At 70.9% G+C, this 20,050-nt stretch carries 18 protein-coding genes and 3 pseudogenes; 10 read left to right on the top strand and 11 right to left on the bottom strand.

The features are described 5' to 3' along the window. Positions 1 to 71 precede the first annotated feature (71 nt). The 4 genes and pseudogenes from J1792_RS18400 (at position 72) to J1792_RS18385 (ending at position 3,089) form a co-directional block, all read left to right on the top strand. Entirely contained in the window at positions 72 to 593 is a 522-nt protein-coding gene (locus J1792_RS18400) for a putative immunity protein (RefSeq protein WP_086572525.1), read from the top strand. Positions 594 to 756: 163 nt separating this feature from the next. Next, positions 757 to 987: pseudogene (locus J1792_RS18395) on the top strand (FAD-dependent monooxygenase); the annotation flags it as partial. A 309-nt stretch (positions 988 to 1,296) separates the two neighbouring features. Beyond that, positions 1,297 to 1,869, top strand: a complete 573-nt coding sequence (locus tag J1792_RS18390) for a TerD family protein (RefSeq protein WP_207247740.1) — start codon at positions 1,297 to 1,299, stop codon at positions 1,867 to 1,869. 188 nt (positions 1,870 to 2,057) lie between these two features. Next, on the top strand, positions 2,058 to 3,089 hold the full coding sequence (locus J1792_RS18385; RefSeq protein WP_207247738.1) for a cation diffusion facilitator family transporter: 1,032 nt from the start codon (positions 2,058 to 2,060) through the stop codon (positions 3,087 to 3,089). On the opposite strand, the gene J1792_RS18380 is transcribed toward J1792_RS18385, so the two are convergent. Next, entirely contained in the window at positions 3,076 to 3,522 is a 447-nt protein-coding gene (locus J1792_RS18380) for an LppU/SCO3897 family protein (protein WP_207247736.1), read from the bottom strand. The genes J1792_RS18385 and J1792_RS18380 overlap by 14 nt on opposite strands. A gap of 396 nt (positions 3,523 to 3,918) precedes the next feature. Here J1792_RS18380 and J1792_RS18375 point away from each other — a divergent pair, with 396 nt between their 5' ends. Next, entirely contained in the window at positions 3,919 to 4,509 is a 591-nt protein-coding gene (locus J1792_RS18375; RefSeq protein WP_143587761.1) for a hypothetical protein, read from the top strand. Positions 4,510 to 4,558: 49 nt separating this feature from the next. Here J1792_RS18375 and J1792_RS18370 read toward each other — a convergent pair whose 3' ends face one another. From J1792_RS18370 to J1792_RS18360, 3 genes and pseudogenes are all read right to left on the bottom strand, one after another. Then, positions 4,559 to 5,140: a TerD family protein gene (locus J1792_RS18370; protein WP_086572534.1), complete on the bottom strand. Its 582-nt coding sequence runs from the start codon at positions 5,138 to 5,140 to the stop codon at positions 4,559 to 4,561. Continuing rightward, positions 5,137 to 5,799 carry a hypothetical protein gene (locus J1792_RS18365; protein ID WP_207247734.1) on the bottom strand — a complete coding sequence of 221 codons (663 nt, stop codon included), beginning with the start codon at positions 5,797 to 5,799 and terminating at the stop codon, positions 5,137 to 5,139. The genes J1792_RS18370 and J1792_RS18365 overlap by 4 nt, the downstream gene beginning before the upstream one ends. 103 nt (positions 5,800 to 5,902) lie before the next feature. Next, positions 5,903 to 6,052 (bottom strand): annotated as a pseudogene (locus tag J1792_RS18360) (TerD family protein); the annotation flags it as partial. A 163-nt stretch (positions 6,053 to 6,215) separates the two neighbouring features. On the opposite strand from J1792_RS18360, the gene J1792_RS18355 reads away from it, so the two are divergent. Continuing rightward, complete coding sequence (locus tag J1792_RS18355) at positions 6,216 to 6,623, top strand: BlaI/MecI/CopY family transcriptional regulator (protein WP_086572538.1); 408 nt, start codon at positions 6,216 to 6,218, stop codon at positions 6,621 to 6,623. A 4-nt stretch (positions 6,624 to 6,627) separates the two neighbouring features. After that, positions 6,628 to 7,561, top strand: a pseudogene (locus J1792_RS34275) (M56 family metallopeptidase). A gap of 58 nt (positions 7,562 to 7,619) precedes the next feature. Here J1792_RS34275 and J1792_RS18345 read toward each other — a convergent pair. Next, a complete protein-coding gene (locus J1792_RS18345; RefSeq protein WP_207247732.1) occupies positions 7,620 to 8,090 on the bottom strand; it encodes an NUDIX domain-containing protein in 471 nt (156 codons plus the stop codon). Positions 8,091 to 9,228: 1,138 nt separating this feature from the next. On the opposite strand from J1792_RS18345, the gene J1792_RS18340 reads away from it, so the two are divergent. The 3 genes from J1792_RS18340 to J1792_RS18330 all read left to right on the top strand — a co-directional run bounded on the left by J1792_RS18340 (position 9,229) and on the right by J1792_RS18330 (position 12,036). Continuing rightward, the gene (locus J1792_RS18340) at positions 9,229 to 10,245 is read left to right on the top strand and encodes a glycosyltransferase family 4 protein (protein WP_307843026.1); all 1,017 of its coding nucleotides are present in this window, start codon (positions 9,229 to 9,231) and stop codon (positions 10,243 to 10,245) included. Positions 10,246 to 10,345: 100 nt separating this feature from the next. Further along, a complete protein-coding gene (locus J1792_RS18335; protein ID WP_207247730.1) occupies positions 10,346 to 11,704 on the top strand; it encodes a hypothetical protein in 1,359 nt (452 codons plus the stop codon). A gap of 65 nt (positions 11,705 to 11,769) precedes the next feature. After that, complete coding sequence (locus J1792_RS18330; RefSeq protein WP_207247728.1) at positions 11,770 to 12,036, top strand: hypothetical protein; 267 nt, start codon at positions 11,770 to 11,772, stop codon at positions 12,034 to 12,036. Between the two features lie 169 nt (positions 12,037 to 12,205). Here the strand turns inward: J1792_RS18330 and J1792_RS18325 are convergent, their stop codons facing one another. From J1792_RS18325 to J1792_RS35090, 6 genes are read right to left on the bottom strand one after another with little or no spacing between them, the layout of a single operon-like run. Next, complete coding sequence (locus J1792_RS18325; RefSeq protein WP_086573561.1) at positions 12,206 to 13,270, bottom strand: class I SAM-dependent methyltransferase; 1,065 nt, start codon at positions 13,268 to 13,270, stop codon at positions 12,206 to 12,208. Beyond that, positions 13,267 to 14,475, bottom strand: a complete 1,209-nt coding sequence (locus J1792_RS18320) for a glycosyltransferase (protein ID WP_207247727.1) — start codon at positions 14,473 to 14,475, stop codon at positions 13,267 to 13,269. The genes J1792_RS18325 and J1792_RS18320 overlap by 4 nt, the downstream gene beginning before the upstream one ends. Beyond that, complete coding sequence (locus J1792_RS18315; protein ID WP_242705174.1) at positions 14,472 to 15,266, bottom strand: alpha/beta fold hydrolase; 795 nt, start codon at positions 15,264 to 15,266, stop codon at positions 14,472 to 14,474. Before J1792_RS18315 ends, J1792_RS18320 begins: the two co-directional genes overlap by 4 nt. Next, complete coding sequence (locus J1792_RS18310) at positions 15,263 to 15,583, bottom strand: acyl carrier protein (RefSeq protein ID WP_086573558.1); 321 nt, start codon at positions 15,581 to 15,583, stop codon at positions 15,263 to 15,265. The genes J1792_RS18315 and J1792_RS18310 overlap by 4 nt, the downstream gene beginning before the upstream one ends. After that, positions 15,580 to 16,632 carry a 4'-phosphopantetheinyl transferase superfamily protein gene (locus J1792_RS35415; RefSeq protein WP_307843025.1) on the bottom strand — a complete coding sequence of 351 codons (1,053 nt, stop codon included), beginning with the start codon at positions 16,630 to 16,632 and terminating at the stop codon, positions 15,580 to 15,582. Before J1792_RS35415 ends, J1792_RS18310 begins: the two co-directional genes overlap by 4 nt. Next, positions 16,563 to 20,048 (bottom strand): beta-ketoacyl synthase N-terminal-like domain-containing protein, encoded by a 3,486-nt coding sequence (locus tag J1792_RS35090; RefSeq protein ID WP_307843024.1) that lies wholly within the window; start codon positions 20,046 to 20,048, stop codon positions 16,563 to 16,565. Before J1792_RS35090 ends, J1792_RS35415 begins: the two co-directional genes overlap by 70 nt. Between the last annotated feature and the right edge of the window lie 2 nt (positions 20,049 to 20,050).

The raw sequence follows: 20,050 nt of genomic DNA, 5'->3' as shown, positions 1-20,050 counted from the left end.
ACTTCGGCGGCGGCGCCTCCCGCCCGGCCATCGCCGCACCTTCCTGGTGACAGAACTGGCAGTATGTTCGAGTGAACGAGGTGACCATAAGCGAAGAAGACCGGCGGCTTCTCGGTCTCTGGGCTGCCGATTGCGCCGAGCGTGTGCTGCCACTGTTCGAGGCCAGGGCCCCCTCCGATACCCGCCCTCGCGAGGCGATCGAGGTCCTTCGGACCTTCACGCACACGGGCAAACGGACAGGGCAGCTGCGCTCCGTGGCCTGGGCGGCTCACGCAGCCGCACGCGAAGTCGACGATCCGGCTGCCACAGCCGCCGCTCGCGCCGCGGGCAACGCGGCAGCGGCCCCTTATATCCACTCATTGGCCACCCTTCACCAGGCGAAGCACATCCACGGGCCGGCCATTTACGCCGCACGCGCTCGCGAGCTCTCGGCGGGCGATGACTCCGGCATCGGTGACGAAGAGGTCCGCTGGGCGATCGAACACGCGCCGCCGGCAGTTCGCGAGCTCATGCGGCAGATGCCGGCTTGCGAGCCCGGTCGCAGTCGGCTGGACGTGCTTCGCTACCAGCTCGACGCAGCCCTTCGCCGCTGATCAACGAGGGGCGTCGCCGCGTGGGCAATGGCCGACATACGCCCGAATGCGCAGAGCAAGGTACGAGGCTGCGTGCTCATACCCACGCCGGCCCCAGGCCCGGCTCGCTGCCCGCGCACCGCCGGGTGACCATGGAGTGCGGAACCGTTCCGAGGACCCGAAGACCCTGATGCTCCGCGAGGCCCAGCTGCTCGTCACCTACCGGGGCGGCCCCCTCGCCGGCAGCCCGTACGGGCCGGCCGACGCGCCCCAGCCCGGTGACCGCGCCCCGGACTGCGCCGGGCTGACCGCGCCCTTGGCCGCCTATCCGCTGCGCCTGCTCGACATCCTGCGCGGCCGCACAGGACACGTCGTGCTCCTGTACGCGACAGACCCCGCCGACCTGGCCGAAGCCGCCGAAGCGACCAGGCCTGCCGGGGCGCCGCTGATGTCCGGCTACCTCGCGGCTCTGTCCGTGTCGGCGTGAACACGGTGGTGGCCCCGCAGCAGCCCGGTTCACGTCAGCGAACTGATTCGGATTCAGACAGACGTCCATTTACCGCGGTTGGTCCACACATGGCGGTATAGGCAGCGACTCAGAACTTTCGACAGTGCTGTAGTTTTATGTGCAGCCGGACGGGACCTCGTCCCGACGGGATCACCTCGCGCAGGGCGCCACCGTTCGCGCGTTCCCAACCTCTACCCACTCAGGGGGTACATCTCGATGGCCGTGAACCTGACCAAGGGCGGCAACTTCTCCCTCACCCGCAACGAGCCCGGCATAGCCAGTGTCGTCGTCGGGCTCGGCTGGAAGGTGAACACCGGCCCTGGCGACGTCGACCTGGACGCCAGCGCTCTCGTACTGGGCGGTGACGGCAGGGTCCTGTCGGACGAGCACTTCGTGTTCTTCAACAACCGTGCCACGCCGGAGAACTCGGTGCGCCACACCGGCGACAACAAGACCGGCGAGGGCGACGGGGACGACGAGCAGATCGCCGTCGACTTCACCCTGCTGCCGGCGCAGGCCGAGTCCGTCGTGTTCGTGGTCTCGATCCACGACGAGAACGGTCCTGCCATCACCTTCGGCCGCGTCCGCGACGCCTACATCCGTGTGGTCCACCAGGCCACGGGGGTGGAGATGTGCCGCTTCGAGCTCACCGAGGACGCGCACGACCAGACCGCGATGGTCTTCGGCCAGCTCTACCGCCGTGAGGGCGAGTGGAAGTTCCGCGCGATCGGCCAGGGCTACGCCGCGGGGCTGGCCGGTATCGCCAAGGACTACGGCGTCAACGTGTGAACGTTCCCGGACGCTGACCGGACGGGCGTGAACGCCCGGTGCCCCGCGCACCGGGCGGGAGTCCGGTCCGGCTGATCCGACCAAGCCCGCCAGGCCTGCAGAGTTCCTTCTTGCGAGCGCGTCGCACCTGGTCAGCGGTGGTACGACGGTTGTAGCCGCGATGGGCTTCGCGTGCCACGGTAGGTCGTATGGAGGCACGTCACCGCACACACGCACACGGGCCCGACGGGCGGTGGGCTCGCATACGGCACCAGGTGGCCCATCTGGTCGCCCCGCATTCCCACGCGTCGGCCGACAAGCTGGACGGCGCACTGGAGTCGTCCGTGCGGGGGATGCGCGCGCTGTGGATCTCCCTTTTCGTGCTCGGAGTGACGGCTGCTGCGCAGGCTGTGGTCGTGGTGCTGTCGGGGTCGGTGGCGCTGCTGGGCGACGCGGTGCACAACGCCGCCGATGCCATGACCGCGCTGCCGCTGGGCATCGCCTTCGTCCTGGGGCGGCGGGCGGCCACACGTGGGTTCACCTACGGATACGGGCGGGCGGAGGACCTCGCGGGTATCGCGATCGTCCTCACCATCACCGCCTCGGCCGCCTTCGCCGCGTACACGGCCGTCGACCGGCTGCTGCATCCCCGCGACGTCGCTTACCTGCCCGCGGTCGCGATCGCCTCGGTGATCGGGTTCCTCGGGAACGAGTGGGTGGCCCGTTACCGCATCCGCGTCGGCCGGAGGATCGGTTCCGCCGCGCTCGTCGCGGACGGTCTGCATGCCCGTACCGACGGTTTCACGTCCCTGGCCGTCCTGCTCGGGGCGGGTGGCGCCGCGCTCGGCTGGCGCTTCGCCGACCCGCTGGTCGGCCTGGCCATCACCGCGGCGATCCTGCTCGTTCTCCGGGATGCCGCCCGTGAGGTCTTCCGCCGGGTGATGGACGCCGTGGATCCCGCTCTGGTGGATGCCGCGGAACATGCTCTGCTCGGTGTCGCCGGAGTTCAGGCGGTGGGGGAACTACGCATGCGCTGGATCGGGCACGCACTACGTGCCGAAGTGGCCGTCACCGTCGATCCGCGCCTGCCGCTGAGGGAAGCCCACCGCATCGCCGTCGACGCCGAGCACGCCCTCCTGCACGCCGTCCCCCGCCTGGTCGCCGCTTTGGTCCACACCGACCCGGCTCCGCAGCCCGGCGCGGCGGACGCTCCTCGAGATCAGTCGGTCAGACCTTTGTGAAACACAGCGTGTAGTCGGCGCCCCGCCTGCTCGAGTACTGGATGCCGTAGTCGAAGTTCGAACTGCACTCCTTGTCCGGGCCGTACAGCCTCTCGCCCGTCCTGTACTCGGCCTCGGGAGAGCCGCAGTCCACGATCACCGGCAGCGGCTTGCCCTTGGGGTCCTGCACCTTGACGCAGTCGCCAATCTGCGGGTCGTGCTTCTTGTTCTCCTCCACCTGGGCGACCCGTGCGGCCTCCTTCTTGGCTTTTCCGCCGTTCGGATCGGTGTTGTACTTCCACACGTACCAGGCACCGCCACCGAAAATCGCCAGGACGATGACGGCGGAAATCAGCCCGCGGATCGCACTCCTCTGCGGCGGCTGCCGCGGTCCGCCCTGAGGCGGCGGGTAGCCATGCGGCGGCTGGTTCTGATACGGCGGCGGCATAGACATGTCGGAAATTCCCTGTAGTTGACTGCACGAGCGAAGGTCAATGCGACATTGACCCGGTGCAGGCTACCTTCCGAACCGACGGCGTCCGCCGCCATACCCATGCGTGCCCAGAATGCGCCTCTTTTCTGCCGATGGCCGTAAGGCACGCATACGGGATAGCAAGTGAACTCAGCTTCAGAATGAGCTTGTTCAGCGCGTGTGCTCAGAACACCGCCGGATGAGCTCGGGGTTGCTCAGGCCGGCCAACGACTCCCGCGCGGCGTTGGGCCGGCTGCTGACGAATCCAGGGGACCGGCTCAGTAGGGTCGAGGCATGGTCTTGGGAAGAAACAGGAACAGCGAGCCTCCCCTCCCGGTCGTCGACTGGCGGAATGTTCACAAATTCACGATAGACATCGTGGAGCGGGAGAAAAGCCCGCATCGCAAACGTGCGGTGCTGGGTCCCAACGCTGTGCGCGTGCCCAGGCGCGAGGGCCAGGACCGTATCAAAGCGCCCTGCGCGTTTTTCGGTTCGGGTGTTGTCGGCGTCCGTAGTGCCGGGCGCGTGCTGTTCGAGGACCGCGAGGCGCAGCAGGTTCTGTGCGTGATCGAGGAAAACGGCGCGGAAGGCGAGGAGCGTCGCCATGGAGTGCGGGACGGCCAGGGTCAGGACATCGGCGTGATCCGGCGGATTCCGCCGTCGCGGAGGCTGCTGCGGCACACCTGGCGTATTCAGCAGCCGGATCAGCCGGAGATCGTGGGGCGTAACAAGTGGGCAGCCATTCCGCCCAAGGACGCCGCGGCGCGCGCGGCGGGCAAGTTCTTGGGTGGGCTGGTGGAATCGGCGCTGTTCGGCGGGGACGACGACGGTCAGGTGAGGGACCGGACCCTGCTGTGGATGGCGGGTGAGGAGCAGGTGATGCAGTCCGTGGGCCAGGATTTTCAGATCAAGGCCGGCTGGCTGGACCGTAGGCTCGCGTTCGCCGTCGCGGCGCTCGGGGATCGCTGACCGTTGACCGGCCCCTCCCCCGGTCGGCGGGCGGAGGTGCGGGCAAGGACTACAGGTGCGCGGTGATGGTGGGCATGAGGTCCTGGAAGGTACGGCCGGTGGCGGGGACGCCGATGGCGGCCATCTGCCAGCCCTGTGCGGTGCGGTGGACCTTGGCCATGATCTGAGCGGTGTGGTTGCCGCCACCGCTGAGGGTGTGGCGGGCCAGCTCCTGCCCGTTCGTCTCGTCGACCAGCCGGCAGAACGCGTTCTGTACCTCCGCGAAGGTCTGTCCGGTGAAGGAGTTGACGGTGAAGACGATCTGGTCGACGTGGGCGGGTACGCGCGGCAGGTCGACGAGGATCGACTCGTCGTCCCCGCCCTGCCCGCTGCCGCCGACGAGGTTGTCGCCGGTGTGGTGCACGGAGCCGTCGCCACTGGTGAGGTTCTGGAAGAAGACGACGTCGACGAGCTGACGGTCGGCGAAGAGGAGCGCGGAGGCGTCCAGGTCGATCTCGCGGGCGGTGAGCCTGGCGAGGAACCCCTTGCGGGGTGCGGACTGCCAGCCCAGGCCCATTCTGACGACGTCGAGCGTCCCGCCGTCGGATTTGCTCAGGCTGATCTGCTGGCCCTTGGCGAGATTTACGGTCATGCCGACCTCACTTCATTCGTGGAGTTGGTATGGCTGTCGCGGTGTACCGGAGCGGTTTCGCGTAGCGCGTGGTGGAGGAACGGGAGGAGCCCCCGCTCCAGCAGGGACTTGCGCCATGCCTGGCGGGTGCGGTCCACTTCGTCCGCCTCGTGCAGGTCACGCCCGGCGGTCGCAGCGGTCGTAGGGGCCCGGTGGTGACGTAGCGCCGTGATGAACAGCCCGGCGCCCGCCAGCAAGGCGGTCACCGCGGCAACGCCCGCCGCGGCCCAGCCGGCGAGGGACAGAGCGGCGACGTTGCTGCCGTTGCCGGTGAGTTCCAGCGCGTAGCCGAGCAGGAGGAGGACCACAGAGGCCACGAAGGCGACGATGGGTGCCAGGACGGCCAGCATCGGGAGCAGTCCGGCCGATGGTTTCGGCTGATGACCGGGGCCGGGGTTGGCCAGGCGGTCCGCTTCTCGTGCCTGCCGGTAGGCGCGGTACTCGGTGTCGCATACGGCCGTGATGTCGTCGGCCGACCCGAGCGCGCGGGCGCGCAGCCGCCCGGCGTCCCTTCCGGCGTCATGGAGTGCGGTACGGACTTCGGCTGTGTTCAACGCCTGGTGCAGCACCTGTTCGAAGGTGTCGAGGTCTTCTGGTTGCAGACGCATTGGGCTGGTCACGGTGCATACACCCCAGGTGGATTGCCTTTGGCCAGGACCCGGCCGTACCCGGTGCGGCTCGGTGCCGGGGTGCGGCCTGTCGGGTCGGAGTGACGGTGTCGTCTCAGACGTTGATGCCGTAGTCGCCGACGGTCCCGGCGAGCCCCGAGGCGTAGCCCTGGCCGACGGCGCGGAACTTCCATTCGGCTACGTGCCGGTAGAGCTCACCGAAGATCATCGCGGTTTCGGTCGCGTCGTCCTCGCTCAGGTCGTACGTCATCCCTCCCGATCGTCAGGCGCCGGGCCGGATGAGCCGACGCGCCGCGGACAGGACAATAAAACTACAGCACTGTCGAAACAATCGGGTAGGGCGAGCCCCGCAGTAGGATGGGGCGCCGTGCCCGAGGCAGCGGGCCCAGCAGACGAAGGGACACGGCGTGACCGACAGCAAGGGGCCGCTCGACGAGCCGCGCTCCCGCCGACGGGGCCAGGGCGAACTCGAAGCACACGTGCTGTCCGTGCTCCAGTCCGCCCCCGCACCGGTCACCGCCGCGTGGGTGCACGAGCGCCTGGACGACACCACGCTCGCCTACACCACCGTCGTGACCATCCTCACCCGCCTCCTGGCCAAGAACGCCGTCACCCGCAAACGCGCAGGCCGCTCCTTCGAATGGCAGGCCACCTCCAGCCACGCCGGCCTCGCCGCCCGCCGCATGCACCGCGTCCTGGACGCGGACGAGGACAGGGCAGCAGTCCTCGCCAGCTTCGTCACCTCCCTCTCCCCGGACGACGAACAACTCCTGCGCGACCTGCTCAACCAGACGGCCGAGAACTCAGAAGGCTGACTCCGTGGGCGTCTTCGTCTTCCTGCCACTCGTCCTGCCCTTCACCGCATGGCCCATCGCGCGACTGGCGGAACAACAACTCCACCCGCGCAGCGCCACCCGCCTCCTGACCACCGTCAGCGTGGTCCTGGCCGCCTGCAGCACCCTGTGCCTCGCCCTGCTCATGGTCGTCGGCACCGCACAACTCCCCGGTAATCCCCTGCCCGACGGCTGGTCCGACCCCGAGGTCCGCGCAGCGGTCCCCTTCGACGAGATCGCCGGCAAGGCGTCCATCGTCGCCCTCATCGCCGTGACCGCCGCATGCACGGCCACCGCCGTGCGCCACTGGCGCGTACGGCGACAGGCCCGCCAAGCCCTCGCCGGACTCCCGCCCCGCCAGGTCGCCGTCCTGCCGGACGACATGCCCTACGCCCACGCCGTCCCCGGCAAAACGGGCCGGATCGTCGTCTCCACCGCCATGCTCGCCGGCCTCAACTCCCGCGAACGCCGCGCCCTGTTCGCCCACGAACGCGTACACCTCACCGCACGCCACCACCGCCACCTGCTGGCCGTACAACTCGCCGCCCGCGCCAACCCCTTCCTACGCCCCCTCGCCACCGCCGTGGCCTACACCACCGAACGCTGGGCCGACGAGAGTAAGCAGCCCACGCGATCGGCGACCGCCGACTGATGGCACGCGCCGTCGGCGCGCGGCGCTCATCTCCCCCGCCGCCCCTCCCTCCCATTCGCCGCCTTCGCCACACCGGGCCCCGTCCCCCGCCGGGTCGCCGCCGGCTCCTCGGCCCCGCCCCTGCCCACGCGGCTGGCCGCCGGCCTTCACCCCAGCCGGCTTCGCCGCCTGGATGGCAGCCACAGGCGCCGCCGCCTCAGCCCTCTCCTCCGCGAACGCGGCCATCGGGCTGACTCTCGTGCTCCACGCCGCCACGCCCTTTGTTTGAGCCGCGAGAGCGCGCGAGGTTTCCGCTCCCCCGGAAGTCTTCTTGTGTGCTCTGAGCTTCACGCCGTGCCTCCCGTCGTCGTGGTCCAGCCGTGGGTGGACAGCAGGGCACCGGCACAGAATTGGTGCAGGACGGCGGCGGTGTAGGGGACGCAGTCCGAGGGGGGCTGTGCCGGGTTCGCCCAGATCAGAGCCGAGCACTTGTCCGGCTCCTGGTTGTGGGGCTCTCCTGACCACCGTTGCGCGGTGAAGACGACGCCCAGCCGGGCGTCTCCTTCCGGGGAGCGGTGGTGGACGAGATGACAGAACTCGAGGTCGGGCCGGGCGATGTCGACCCCGACCTCCTCGCTGACCTCGCGCAGGGCCCCGTCGACGACGGTCTCGCCGTTCTCCAGGTGCCCGCCGGGCGGGGCGAGGAGGCCGCTTGCGTAGACGTTTCCGGCCCGGCGCAGCAGAAGTACGCGCCCGTCGGGGCGGTGCAGCAGGACCATGACGTCGACCACGCTCGTGTAGCGGCTCCGGTGGCTCATGCCGGCCTCCTCATCGGGTTGCCGGTGGAGGCGACCAGGAGCCGGTGTTCGAACAGCAAGGGCACCCTCGTGTGGTTCGTACGGCAGGTGGGGCGGTGACGCACTGCGCCTCCTCATTGACGGGCCGATCGGACGAGTGATCGGAAAAACGACCCCCGATCGGGCGCGTCACGGGCCCCAGGGGGCGTTTCATCGCGCGTAAGTTCGGGTTGATGTCAATCGGCCTGTGATCAAGGGGCAGGAGCTGGTGGCGGGCTTGTGCGATTCACTCGGCCGTGTCCGCTCACCCGATCCGGGGGTTGCGTTGCGTGAGGAAACGGCGGTCCGCCGGCTGGCGCCCCGGCGTTACCGGGCGGTGGGCGCGGTGGCTTTGCAGCCGGCCGGGTGACGGCGCCCGGGCGGGAAGACTCGCGGCTCGGCGGCGTCACGTGGCGGGTTGGGGCGGAGTGAGGATCTCCGGTGGGCTCGGCCTGCTCCTTGACCGCCCGCGTGCGGCGCAGAGCGCCCGCCGCCATCCAGGCGTCCGGAAACTGTCGTGTTTCACCCGTCGGACCGGCCATTATGAGCCGCTTCGGAGTGTGGGGCCGGCGGTTGGAGAGGGGCGTAGCAGTGCTGTGGGTCGCACGGGAGTAGGCCGCGGAGCTCGCATGCGTGCATGTGGCACGTGCCGTCTGCTGATGCGGGGTCCGGTGGGCCGCCGGCACGGCAGGAAAGACGTTGGTGGGCAGTGCACCCTCTTTCACAGGCGACTGCACCGTGTGAGCATATGCATGCACAGCGTAATTACCCACGGGTCAACGCCCATCAGGGGCCTGCCGTGTGAACAGATACCCATGCCCGCTGATCCCCCTCAGTACATCTGGCTTGGCCCTCGCATGGGCGCCGTCGTGTTCACGGCCCGTGGCGCCAGGCGGCCGCGCCGGCAACGCCCCACTGTCGCTTTCGCTTTCGTTTTCGTCCTGCCCTCGCCCCAGTACTCGTCCGGAGGGAGTCCTCCCACACGTGGATACGTTGGCACCACGCCCCCCACAAGCCCCGTCCCGTCACGCTCGCCAGATCGTCGAGCCTGTCCGTCACGGCCCGGGTGTACGGATACCCCCCTGCCCACAACGCGGGCTCGGAATGGATGCTGCACTCCATGCTGCGTCCCCTGGCCGAGCGCGGCCACCGGGTCACGGTCTGGCTCTCCCATCCGGGAAGCATCGAGAAGAGCTACGAGATCGACGGAGTGCGCGTCGTCCCCTACCAGGAGGGCGCCGACTTCGCTGCCCACGCGCAGCACACGGACGTGCTGCTGTCCCATTTCGAGAACGTCCCTCTCGTGTCGGGCCTCGCCCGCGCCCGCCGAATTCCCGTCGTCGTGATCTGCCACGACAACTTCGTCACCAGCTTTCACAATGCGGCCGGTGCCGATCTCGTCGTCTACAACAGCGAGTGGATCCGGCGGGACGGTGAAATCCATTACGCGCACTACCCCCGCGAGTTCCTGCCCAGACGCACGATCGTCGTCCGTCCACCCGTGATCGCGGAGGACTACCGCACCGACCCGGGCGAGCACGCGACCCTGGTGAACCTGAACCCCGACAAGGGAGGCGACCTCTTCTGGCAGATCGCCGCCTGGCCCCCGGAATGGAACTTCCTCGGCGTCCGCGGTGCCTACGGGCAGCAGATCATGCCGCCACCACGGCTGCCCAACTGCGAAGTTGCCGACGGTGTGCCCGGGAGTCAGATGCGCGAGCACGTCTACGCCCGGGCGCGCGTGATGCTCATGCCGAGCCTGTACGAGTCCTGGGGGCGGGTGGCCGTGGAGGCGTTCGCCTCCGGCATCCCGGTGATCGCCCACCCCACCCCCGGGCTCGTCGAGTCCATGGGCGAAGCCGGAATCTTCGCCTACCGCGACGACATCAACGCGTGGATCCATGCCCTGATGTCCCTGCGGGACCGGGAGAACTGGGCCCGCGCCTCCCGCCGGGCCAAAGCCCGTTCCGACGAACTGAGTGCCGCCCGCGACCTCGACAACTGGTGCGAAGCCATCGAGTCGCTGCGCGAGACGAGCAGACACAAACCCTTCAACGGGCGCCGGATCGGCACGCTCGTCGACGTCGGCGAGTTGGGCCAGGGATCCGGGGATGACGTCGCGGCTCCGGGGGGCTGACCTCACGCGTATCCACGACGGTCCTGTGCAGCAGCCGGGATCACGACGTCACAGTACCCACTACCGAAATGGCCGGCCTACGACGTAGGGATGGCGCGCCATGACCCAGGAAGCCACGCCAGTCGCTCCCGAACTCGCTGGTGGGCCCGAGCCCCGTGCAGCAACCGTGACGGGCGCAAGCACGCCCATCGCCCCCTACACCCACGTCCGGCGCTTCGGCCACACCAATGGCGTCCAGGACTTCACCGTTCCCCCCGGCGTCACCACGATCAACGCTCGCTGCTGGGGTGGTGGTGGCTATGGAACCAACGGGGGCGGGGGCGGATTCGCCACCGGGAACATCGCAGTCGTCCCGGGGGAGACGCTGCGGGTCGTTGTCGACCTAGGAGGTCGCCAGAGCTACGGTCATCAGCAAGGGGGCGGAATGAGCGGCTTGTACAGCCAGCGGCTGGGAGAGACGCTCCTGATCGCCGGAGGCGGTGGAGCGGGCGGCGATTCGGGTCCTGGCGGCCCAGGCGGCGGCGCCAACGGTTCCGACGGACAGACATGCTCAAAGGGCGGTCTGACAGGTGAGCGGGCGCGTGGAGCATCCGGTTCCACCGGGGGCGCCGGCGGGATCACTGACACCCGTTCCGGGGGACGTGGCGGCAACACCGGCCAGAACGGCAGCAACGCATGGCACCTGGACAGCGACCGGATGCCGATCCAGGCATGGGCGGAGGCGGGGGCGCAGGCTATGGGGGCAATGTCGGAGGGCGCAGGCTACGCGGGCGGCGGTGGCGGCGTAGCCGTCGGCGGCCCCAACCAGGCCACAGCCTGGTCCAGCGGCGGTGGTGGCAGCAGCTTCGTGAGCGGTCCTGGTGTCACCCAGGGACGCACTCTGCCCGGATCCGGCACCCAAGCCGGCGGCAAGGACGATCCCCTGTACCGGTCTCCCGTCGGCGACGCGAACAATCTCGGTCAAGTCGTGCTGCAGTGGACGGAGTTCACGGTGGCGCCCGGTGGGCCGCCCGACGTGGAGCTGACACGAGGTGGTCCGGTCGGGTACCCGGGAGTGCAGGTCGAAGGCGACGTGACCTTCGCCCCGGCGCTGGTCACGGTGACTCTGCCCGCCGGCGCCGGACTGCTCTTCGGTACGCAGACACTCCCCGATCACCAGCTGACCGTCCTCAGCGCCGACGGGCAAACGACCCAGTACACGGGAACCCCATCCCAGGACGGCACGTCACTCGCCTTCTCCGATGTGGATCTCGGGCTGCCCGGCACCACCGTGATGTGGGTCGGCGTGAGCGCCGCCCATGAAGCCCCGCTCGGCCCCACGAAACTGACCTTCACCGTGGGAGCCCAGACCTCCGCCTCCACACCGATCATCGTCAAGCCGGGCTTCACGGTGTCGCCGGGCGGCAGCCCGGTCACCGCGCACCGGCAAGGCCCCCCGTCCACCCGGGAGTGGAGGTAGGGAACAACCGATCGGCGTCCATCCCACCGCAAACGGTCACCGCGACCCTCCCGGACGGACTCCACATGCGGTTCGGCGTACCGGGGCTTCCCGATCACCAGCTGACCGTCCTGCGCAGCGACGGAACCACCACCGTGTATGTGGGAAGCATTTCCAGCGACGACCAGACCCTCACCTTCACCGACGTCGACCTGGAAATCCCCCAGGACGGCTCATGGTCGGTCATGTGGGTCTGTGTGAGTGCCACCGCCGACACCCCACCAGGCCCCACCAGCGTGCAGTTCACCATCGGCGACCTCGTCTCACCGTCCACCACCATCGAAGTCGTTTGAAAAGCGTCAACCGGCTCCGCCAGGCGCGAGATCCAGGGCGCTGAACGGACCAACCGGCTCGGGCCCCGTCGACCCTGTTCGACAGGGCCCGGGTGTGTTTCCCGGCCACGTCTGCCGGGATTCTCGATGCCTCCGTGGCCGGCTCGGTGCTGTCCGGCGAACTCGGTGGTCAGGTCGCGGTTCCGTTGCGTGCCACGATCCGGTACGCGTTGGAGAGCCGCGTCCGGCGCAGGAGCGGTGCGAGCAGTTGTTCCGCGCCGTACACGCCGGCCAGCAGGGGGACGGCCGACCAGAACAGGGCCGTACGGGCTTTCCGCTGGAGGTCGCTGGGCGGGGCGGCGTGCCAGGGTTCGTCGGCGAGGGGCAGTGCGTTGACGAGGGCGAGGACCGCGGCGCCGGTGAGGTCGAACGGGATGTGGGGCTCGTGCCGTTCGGTGGCGACGACGGTGTAGCCGAGTGATTCCAGTTCGCGGCGGAGGTTGGCGAGCGGGATGAGGTGCAGGTGCTGGGGCTGGAAGTACGGCATCCAATAGCGGCCCAGGATCGCGCTCGAGACGCACTCCGGGTCCGGGACCTCGATGATCAGGTGTCCGCCGGGGGTGAGGACCGTGCGGGCGGCGGTCAGTTCCGCGCGTGGGTCGGTGGTGTGCTCGAGGTAGTGGAACATGCTCATCGTGTCGTACGTGCCCTCGAGCTTGGGGGCGAGTTCGGTGAGGAGGCCGCGGTGGGCCTCGTCGATCCGGCCTTGGCGCTTGGCCTCGTCGACTCCTCCGCTGAGGTCGAGGCCGTCGAAGACGGTGGCCGGATGAACCGTCCTGGCGGTCTGGGGGAAGTGCCCGTGCCCGGTGCCGACGTCCAGCCAGCGGCGGGGGGCGCCGAACGGGAGGAGGGCACGGGCGCTGGCGAGGTAACGCTTGCGGTTGCCCTTGCCGTCGAAGACCCATTCCGCCAGGTCGGCTCCCAGGCCGTCGTAGAAGTCCCGGTAGTAGAAGTCCAGTCCCTCGGGCGTGAGCTGGGGGTTCTGGAAGGAATGGGAGCAGTCGCGGCACTGGTCGATCACGAAGGTGCCGGGCTTGTGCTGGAGCAGGTCGACGGTGCGCAGCCGGGTTCGCAGGCGGGAGGAGCCGCACCAGGGGCACGTGGTGCGTTTCGGTGCGTGGAAGCGGTCCGTGCCGAGGGCGAGTTCGCGCTGGTAGTCGACGCGGAGCCGGTCTACCTCCTGGGTCCGGTTCATGATCTTCCCGGTTCTCCTTGTCCTGTGGGGGCGACTTCTTCGTTTTCTTCGATGGGCGTGGCGACTTCTTCGAGGTGAGTGGCGGCCGCGGCGGCGCCTCCCGCGGCGCGGAAGGATTCCTGGACGCGGCGGGCGGCCGCGCGGTACTCGGGGGCGGTGAGCACGGCGTCCAGTGCGGCGCCGATCGCGTGACGGTCACCGCGGCCGAACCGGACACGGATCCCGGCACCGGCCGTGGTGAGCTGTGCGGCGATCACGGGCTGGTCGTCCCGTATGGGGGCGACGACCAGGGGCACCCCGTGCAGCAGGGACTCGGCGACGGTGTTGTGGCCGGCGTGGCAGACGACCGCCGATGCCCGGCGCAGCAGGGCGAGTTGTGGCATGCGCCGCACGGCCAGCACGGTGTCGTCCCAGGTGCCCTCCAGCACCCCGCCCAGGTCGGCGATGACGGCCTGGAGGTGCGGTGACCGCTCCCGTACGGCCGCCGCGCACTCGGTGAGGAAGCGGCCGCCGAGGTCGGTGTTGGCGGTGCCGAGGGACACCAGGACGGTGTGCCGTGCGGGGTCCAGCCACTCCCAGGGGAAGGGCGTGGTGTCGGGCCGCCGGGCGAGGGCGGGTCCTACGAAGCGGGTCTGCGGGGGCGCGGCGCTCTCCCCTGTCAGGGCGGTGGTGGTGAAGGCGAGGACGAGGTCGGGCGAGAAGCGGGGGTCGTGGGTGCGTGCCGGGTCGCCGAGCTCGGCTCGCAGCCCGGCCAGCAGCCCATGGATCCATTCGTCCACCTTCGGCATTCCGGCGAGGGCGCCGGAGAACTCGGCGGAGGTGGTGGCGGAGGTGGCGTAGGGGATGCCGAGCCGTTCGGCCGTCAGAGCCCCGGAGAGCGCCTGCTGGTCGGCGACGATCACATCCGGGCGGAAGGCGGCGGCAGCCCGTTCCACCCCGGGCGCCATCGCCATGGCGAGCGGAGCGAGGAAGTCCTGCCACAGGTAGCGCAGCGCCGCGGCCCCGCGCAGCTCAGGCGGCCGGCGGAGGTCGCGGGGCACCTCGCAGGGGTGGATGTCGGCGTCGGGACCGGCCAGCTCCTCGACGAGGCCGGGGAGACCGGCCCAGGCGACCCGGTGCCCGCGCCGGGTGAGTTCGGCGGCCACCGCGGCGGCGGGGTTGATGTGCCCGACGAACGGCGGCACCACGAAGAGGAACCGGCTCATGCCCGTATGGCCTCCGCCCGCTGCCGATGGCCCGCCCGGACCCAGTCGAGCATGAGCGCGCCGATGGTGCGTGGGGCGTTCACGAGTACGTAGTGGCCGTGGCCCGCCACGTGGTGGGTACGGCAGTCGGGGAGCAGGGATTCCAGCCATGGTGCCGTGCCGGCGAGGTCGGAGGTGTCCCCGTACACCGCGAGCACGGGCAGGTCGAGGGCCCGCCAGCGTTCCTCGGCGGGTATGCGGCTGGCCGCGATGTCCTCGGCGATCGTCGTTCCGTGCAGCAGCGGGCAGGCCTGGCGGGCGAGCCGGGCCTCGTGCCGGCCGTTGGTCCGCTCGATCCGGGGCAGGGCCTGTTCGTCCCGGAGCGTGTTCGCCGAATCCGCCAGCAGGGTGCTGACCTTGGCCGCCCAGGCGGCGGTGGGCGGTTCGGACTCCACGACCAGGAGGCTGGCGACCCGGTCGGGGTGGCGCAGGGCGTAGTCGAAGGCGACGGTGCCGCCGAAGGAGTTCCCGACCAGGTGAACCGGCCCGGTGGTGTCCGTACGGTCGAGGAGGGCGGCGAGGTCGTCGGTGAAGTCCTCGAGGCGGTAGCCGGTGGCGGGGCGTTCGCTGCGGCCGTGGCCGCGCTGGTCGTACATCACCACGTCGTGTCCGGCTGCCGCGAGGGCCGGGGCCACGGTGAAGTAGTAGCTGGTCAGGTTGTCCGTGACCATGCCGTGCACCAGGACGACGGTGTCCTGGCCGACCGGTCCGAGGCGTACGGAGTTCAGGCGCGGGCGGCGGGCCGCGCTCACCCCTGGCACCCGGCGATGTGACGGACCACCTGGCCGACGGAGAGCCCGATGATCTCGGAGAGTTCGAGGGAGGCGAAGAAGGCCGGGAAGTCGACCCGGTCGCCGTACCGGTGCCCGAGTTCACCGGTGAGGGTGACGAGGTCGATGGACTCCAGGTCGAGGTCCTCGACGAAGCGGGTGTCCATGGTGATGGCCGTGCCTTCGAGGCCGATCTCGGGGAGTACGGCGTGCAGTGCCTCGGTGACCTCGGCGAGCACGGCGTTCTCGCCCGCCCCCGGGAGGGGGGTGGTGGCGTCGGATGTGGGGGTGGTGGTCATGAGGGTTTCTCCTCGTGATGCTGCCGGTGGGTGTCCTCGGTCCAGGCGACGATGTAGCGGCGGGGTCGCAGGCCCGGCGGATTGCCGACCTCGGCGAGGGATACGGGGTGGGTGCGGCCGGAGGGCGTACGGACCGTCAGGCGGTCGCCGTCCGCGGTGGTGACGCGGAAGTCCCGTGGTCTTCCCCGCAGGCCGGTGCCCTCGGCCTTGGCCGCGGCCTCCTTGGCCGCCCAGAAGCGGATGAGGGTGCGCGCGCCGCCACCGAGGCGGTCGTAGAGCGGGTGTTCCTCGGGGGCCAGGACCGCGTCGCGGGTCGTCTCCGGCCGCTCGGCGATCTCCTCGATGTCGATGCCGACGGGCGCGCCGCCGGCGGGACGTACCAGGGCGACGGCCGCTTCCGCGCAGTGGGCGAGGGACAGGTCCAGGGGCGGCAGTTCCCGGCCGTGCACTCCTTCGGGGTGCGGGCGGCCGCTGTCGTCGTTGCGCACCCGGATCTCGGCGGGGAAGACGGGGCCAGCGTCGTGCTGCCAGAGGTGGTGGCGTACGGCGTCCTTGGCGGCGATCCGGCCGAGCAGCCATTGGTGTCTGCCCCGCGGCGGCCGGGCCGCGTAGGCGTCCCGTTCGGCGCCGCCCAGCACGTTGCGCATCATCAGCTCGCGGGAGGCCGGGTCGGGCCAGTACTCGAAGACCAGGTGCCAGCCGCCGGGCTGTACCCGGGCCAGGGTGCTGTGTTCGGGGTGGCGCCGGATGGCGTCGGTGGCGGGGGGTGAGTCGAAGCGGCGGTTCTCCCAGCCGTCGATCTCGCACCAGACGGTTCCGCGGTGGCTGAGCTGGATGTCCGCTGCCAGCCGGGTCTCGGTGAGGGAGGTGATGCGGACGTGGCATTCGAGGCGCTCGCCGGCGGTGGGTTCCGGCCCGTGGTAGCGGATCTCGCGGATCCCGACCGGCAGGACGACGTTGCCGTCGGAGCGGGTGGCCATCAGCCAGTAGCCGATGAGATGCCCGGCGCTGTCGAGGAGCGCTCCGGGCGCGGGCGGAGCGGTGAGCACGCCCCGGACGTGCCGTGCGCCGAGTCCGGTAACCGCGGTGACGCCCTGGTAGAGCGGGCCGGAACATCCAGCGCTCTTCGCATGCCGGGCCGAGACGGTGGGCGCTCTTCGCCGACGGGGCGGGCCAGTGGGCGGGTGGTGCCGGTGGCGGGGCCGATTCGGTCTCCACGCGCGTACCGGCCGAAGTCCACGGCGGTGTGGTGGCCCGGCCGTCCGGGGACGCTCCGGACGGTCGTGGTCACGTCGACGGCGGGCTCGGCGACCAGCCACGCGAGGAAACGGGCGTCGCGGACGGCGACCGTGACACCCGTGCCGGGCGCGGCCGCCGCCGCGTCGGTCATGTGCTGGACCATGGTCGTCGCGGGAACCACGGGCCAGCGGTCGCCGAGGTCGGGCCAGTCCGGCCGCTGGCGGTAGAAGCAGTGGTCGAGGAGGTACGGCATGGTGTCGAGGGCCACCCGAACAGTGGTGACCCGGGCGTCCGCCGCCTGGCCGGGCATCGCCGGGGCGGTAGCCCTGGTGGCCGGGACCGGCGGAACCGTGCGGGCAGTGTCGTGCGCCGCGAACAGGGCCGCGGCCGTGTCGGCCGTCTCGGTCAGCAGGGCACGTAGTTGTTCCGCCTCCGGATAGCGCCGTGCGGCATCCTCGAGCTGACCGGTGCCGGGCGTTCCCTGGCCGCCGAGGGCGCCGCGCAGCATCGTACGGAGCCGGTCCCGGGTGGCGGGTTCGAGACGGACGGGCCCGGCGTCCAGGCCGAGTCGTACGCCCGGCCGGGCCGGCGCCGCGGCCGGCGGTGGCGTGGCGGTACCGGTGACGCGGCCTCCCCCGGGGGTCAGGGCGGCGAAGTCGGGCTCCGCGCCGTACGCCCACAGCCCGGCCACGGCGCGCCGCATTTGGCCCAAGGCGTCGCCGCTTGCGCTTCCGGCCGTGATCGCCACGTGCTCGCGGTCGGTGAGGATGTCACCGACCAGGGACGGCAGCTGGCCCTGTCCGGCCTGGACGAAGGCCCGGAACCCGGCCGCGTGCAGGGCTTCGACGAGTCCGCGGAACCGGACCGGCTCCAGCAGGTGGCGTACGGCGAGCTCACGGACCTCCGTCTCGCGGTCCGGGAACGGCGCGCAGGTCGTCCCCGACCACACCGGCACCGAGGGCCGGTGCAGGGTGAAGCGCCGCATCGCCTCGCGGATCGGCCCCAGGCTGGGCGCGAGCATGGGCGTGTGGAAGCCGGACGCGAAGGGCAGGGTCCGGCCGATTACGCCGTCCCGGCGCAGTCGCTCGGTCACCTTCGCCACGTGGGTCGCGGGGCCGCAGACCACGGACTGGTGGGGGGCGTTGTCGTGGGAGAGCACCACCTCGTCGATTCCGGCAAGGGCCGCCTCCACTTGGGCGGCGGGTGCTCCGAAGGTGACGAAGACCAGGTCCGGGAACTCCAGGGCCATGGGGTCGAGGTCCCGTAGGAGGGCGTCCACTTCCTTGTCGGCGAAGATCCCGCCGACGGCCATGGCGGTCCACTCCCCCACGCTGTGCCCGGCCAGGGCGTCGGGGGCGATGCCGCAGCGGCGGAGCGCGGTGGCCAGGAGCCGGCCGGCGTCGACGACGGCGGCGGCGTGCTCGGCGACGGCGCCGACCTGGGCCTGCTGCCAGGAGGGGCGGGGCAGTCCGAAGTGGCGGGCGATGTCCTCGCCCTGGGAGATGAAACCGGCCTCCAGGCCGGGGAAGAGGAAGGCGGTACGGCCGCCGGCCGGTCCGAGCAGGGGCCGGGGCGCGAACCACACCTCGCGGCGGCCTCCCCAGGCCAGGCCGCGGGCGACGATTTTGCGGGCCAGTGCGAGACGGTCGGCTCCGGGCCCGGCCACGGCCAGCCGGGCGCCTCCGGCGCCGGTGTCGCTTTGGGCGCGCAGTTGGGCGTCCTCGGTTTCGAGGAGTGCGCGCAGTTCCTCCGTCGTGTCCGCCGTGATCCGCAGGACCGGTTCGGGCTCGTCGACCCGGAGCGCCGTGGGCGCGGAGCGTCTCTTCCCCGCCGTGGGGCGGAACTCCTCGAGGACCACGTGGGCGTTGATGCCACCGAAGCCGAAGGCGTTCACCCCGGCCCGGCGCACCTCCGCCTCCCAGGGGCGGGCCACCGGGGACGGGCGGAAGCGGGTGGCGAGCAGCTCGGGGTGGGGGTCGTCGCAGTGCAGGGTGGGCAGCAGCACCTGGTGATGGAGGGCGAGCGCGGCCTTGACCAGGCCCGCGGCGCCCGCCGCCGGCATGGTGTGGCCGATCATCGACTTGACCGAGCCGATCACCGCGTCCGGTTCGCGCCCGGTGCCGAACACCCGGCGCAGCGTGGTGATCTCGGCCGCGTCACCGTTGGGGGTTCCCGTGCCGTGCGCTTCCAGCAGGCCGATCGCGCCGGGGGCGGCGGGGTCCAGGCCGGCCGCCTCCCAGGCGAGCCGGACCGCCCGGGTCTGTCCGTCCGGGTCCGGGTTCACCAGGGCGGCGGCGCGCCCGTCGCCGGCCACTCCGGTGCCCCGGACCACCGCGTACACCCTGTCCCCGTCGCGCACGGCGTCGGCCAGCCGTTTGAGGACGAGCACCGCGGTGCCCTCGCCCATCAGCACACCGTCCGCGTCCCGGTGGAAGGGGCGGATCCGCTGTGTCCGGGAGAGGGCCCCGAGCCGGGCGAACACCGACCACAGGGTCACGTCGTGGCAGTGGTGCACGCCTCCGGCGAGCATCACGTCGCAGCGTCCCGCGGTCAGCTCCCCCACGGCCTGGCCGACCGCCAGCAGGGAGGAGGCGCAGGCCGCGTCGATGGTGTAGGCGGGACCGCGCAGGTCCAGCCGGTTGGCGATGCGTGAGGCGGCGAAGTTGGGGACCAGGCCGATGACGGCGTCGGGGCTGTCCGGCCCCAGGGCCTCCTCGAAGGTGGTACGGACCTGAGCCAGCCGCTCGTCGCCGAGCTCGGGCAGCAGTTCTCGCAGGGTGCGGGTCAGTTGGCCGGCGGTACGGACGCGTTGGTCGAGTCGCGCCAGCCCGGGCGTGAGGTAGCCGCCTCGGCCCAGCACCACTCCGACCCGTGCGGGATCCACCGTGGCCAGGCCGCCCGCGTCGGCGATCGCGGCGGCGGCCGTACGCAGGGCGATCAGCTGGTCGGGCTCGGTGGCCGGGACGGAGTCCGGCATGATGCCGAAGGCGACGGGGTCGAAGCCGGTGAGCCGGTCGTCGACGAAGCCGCCGCGCCGGCAGTAGATGGCACCGGAGCGGTACTCGTCCTCGTCCCAGCGCCCCGGCGGCACCTCGGAGATGGCGTCCACGCCGGTGAGGAGGTTGTGCCAGTAGCGGTCCAGGTCGTCCGCGCCGGGCAGCATGACCGCCATGCCGGTGACGGCCACCGGTTCCTGTGCGGGATTTCCGGAATGACCGTGGTTCACCG

It is taken from the genome of Streptomyces triculaminicus (genome assembly GCF_017349075.1).
GTDB classification, from domain to species: Bacteria; Actinomycetota; Actinomycetes; order Streptomycetales; family Streptomycetaceae; genus Streptomyces; species Streptomyces triculaminicus.
Note: the sequence above shows the minus strand (reverse complement) of the source record. Positions and strands in the feature narration are given on the sequence as shown.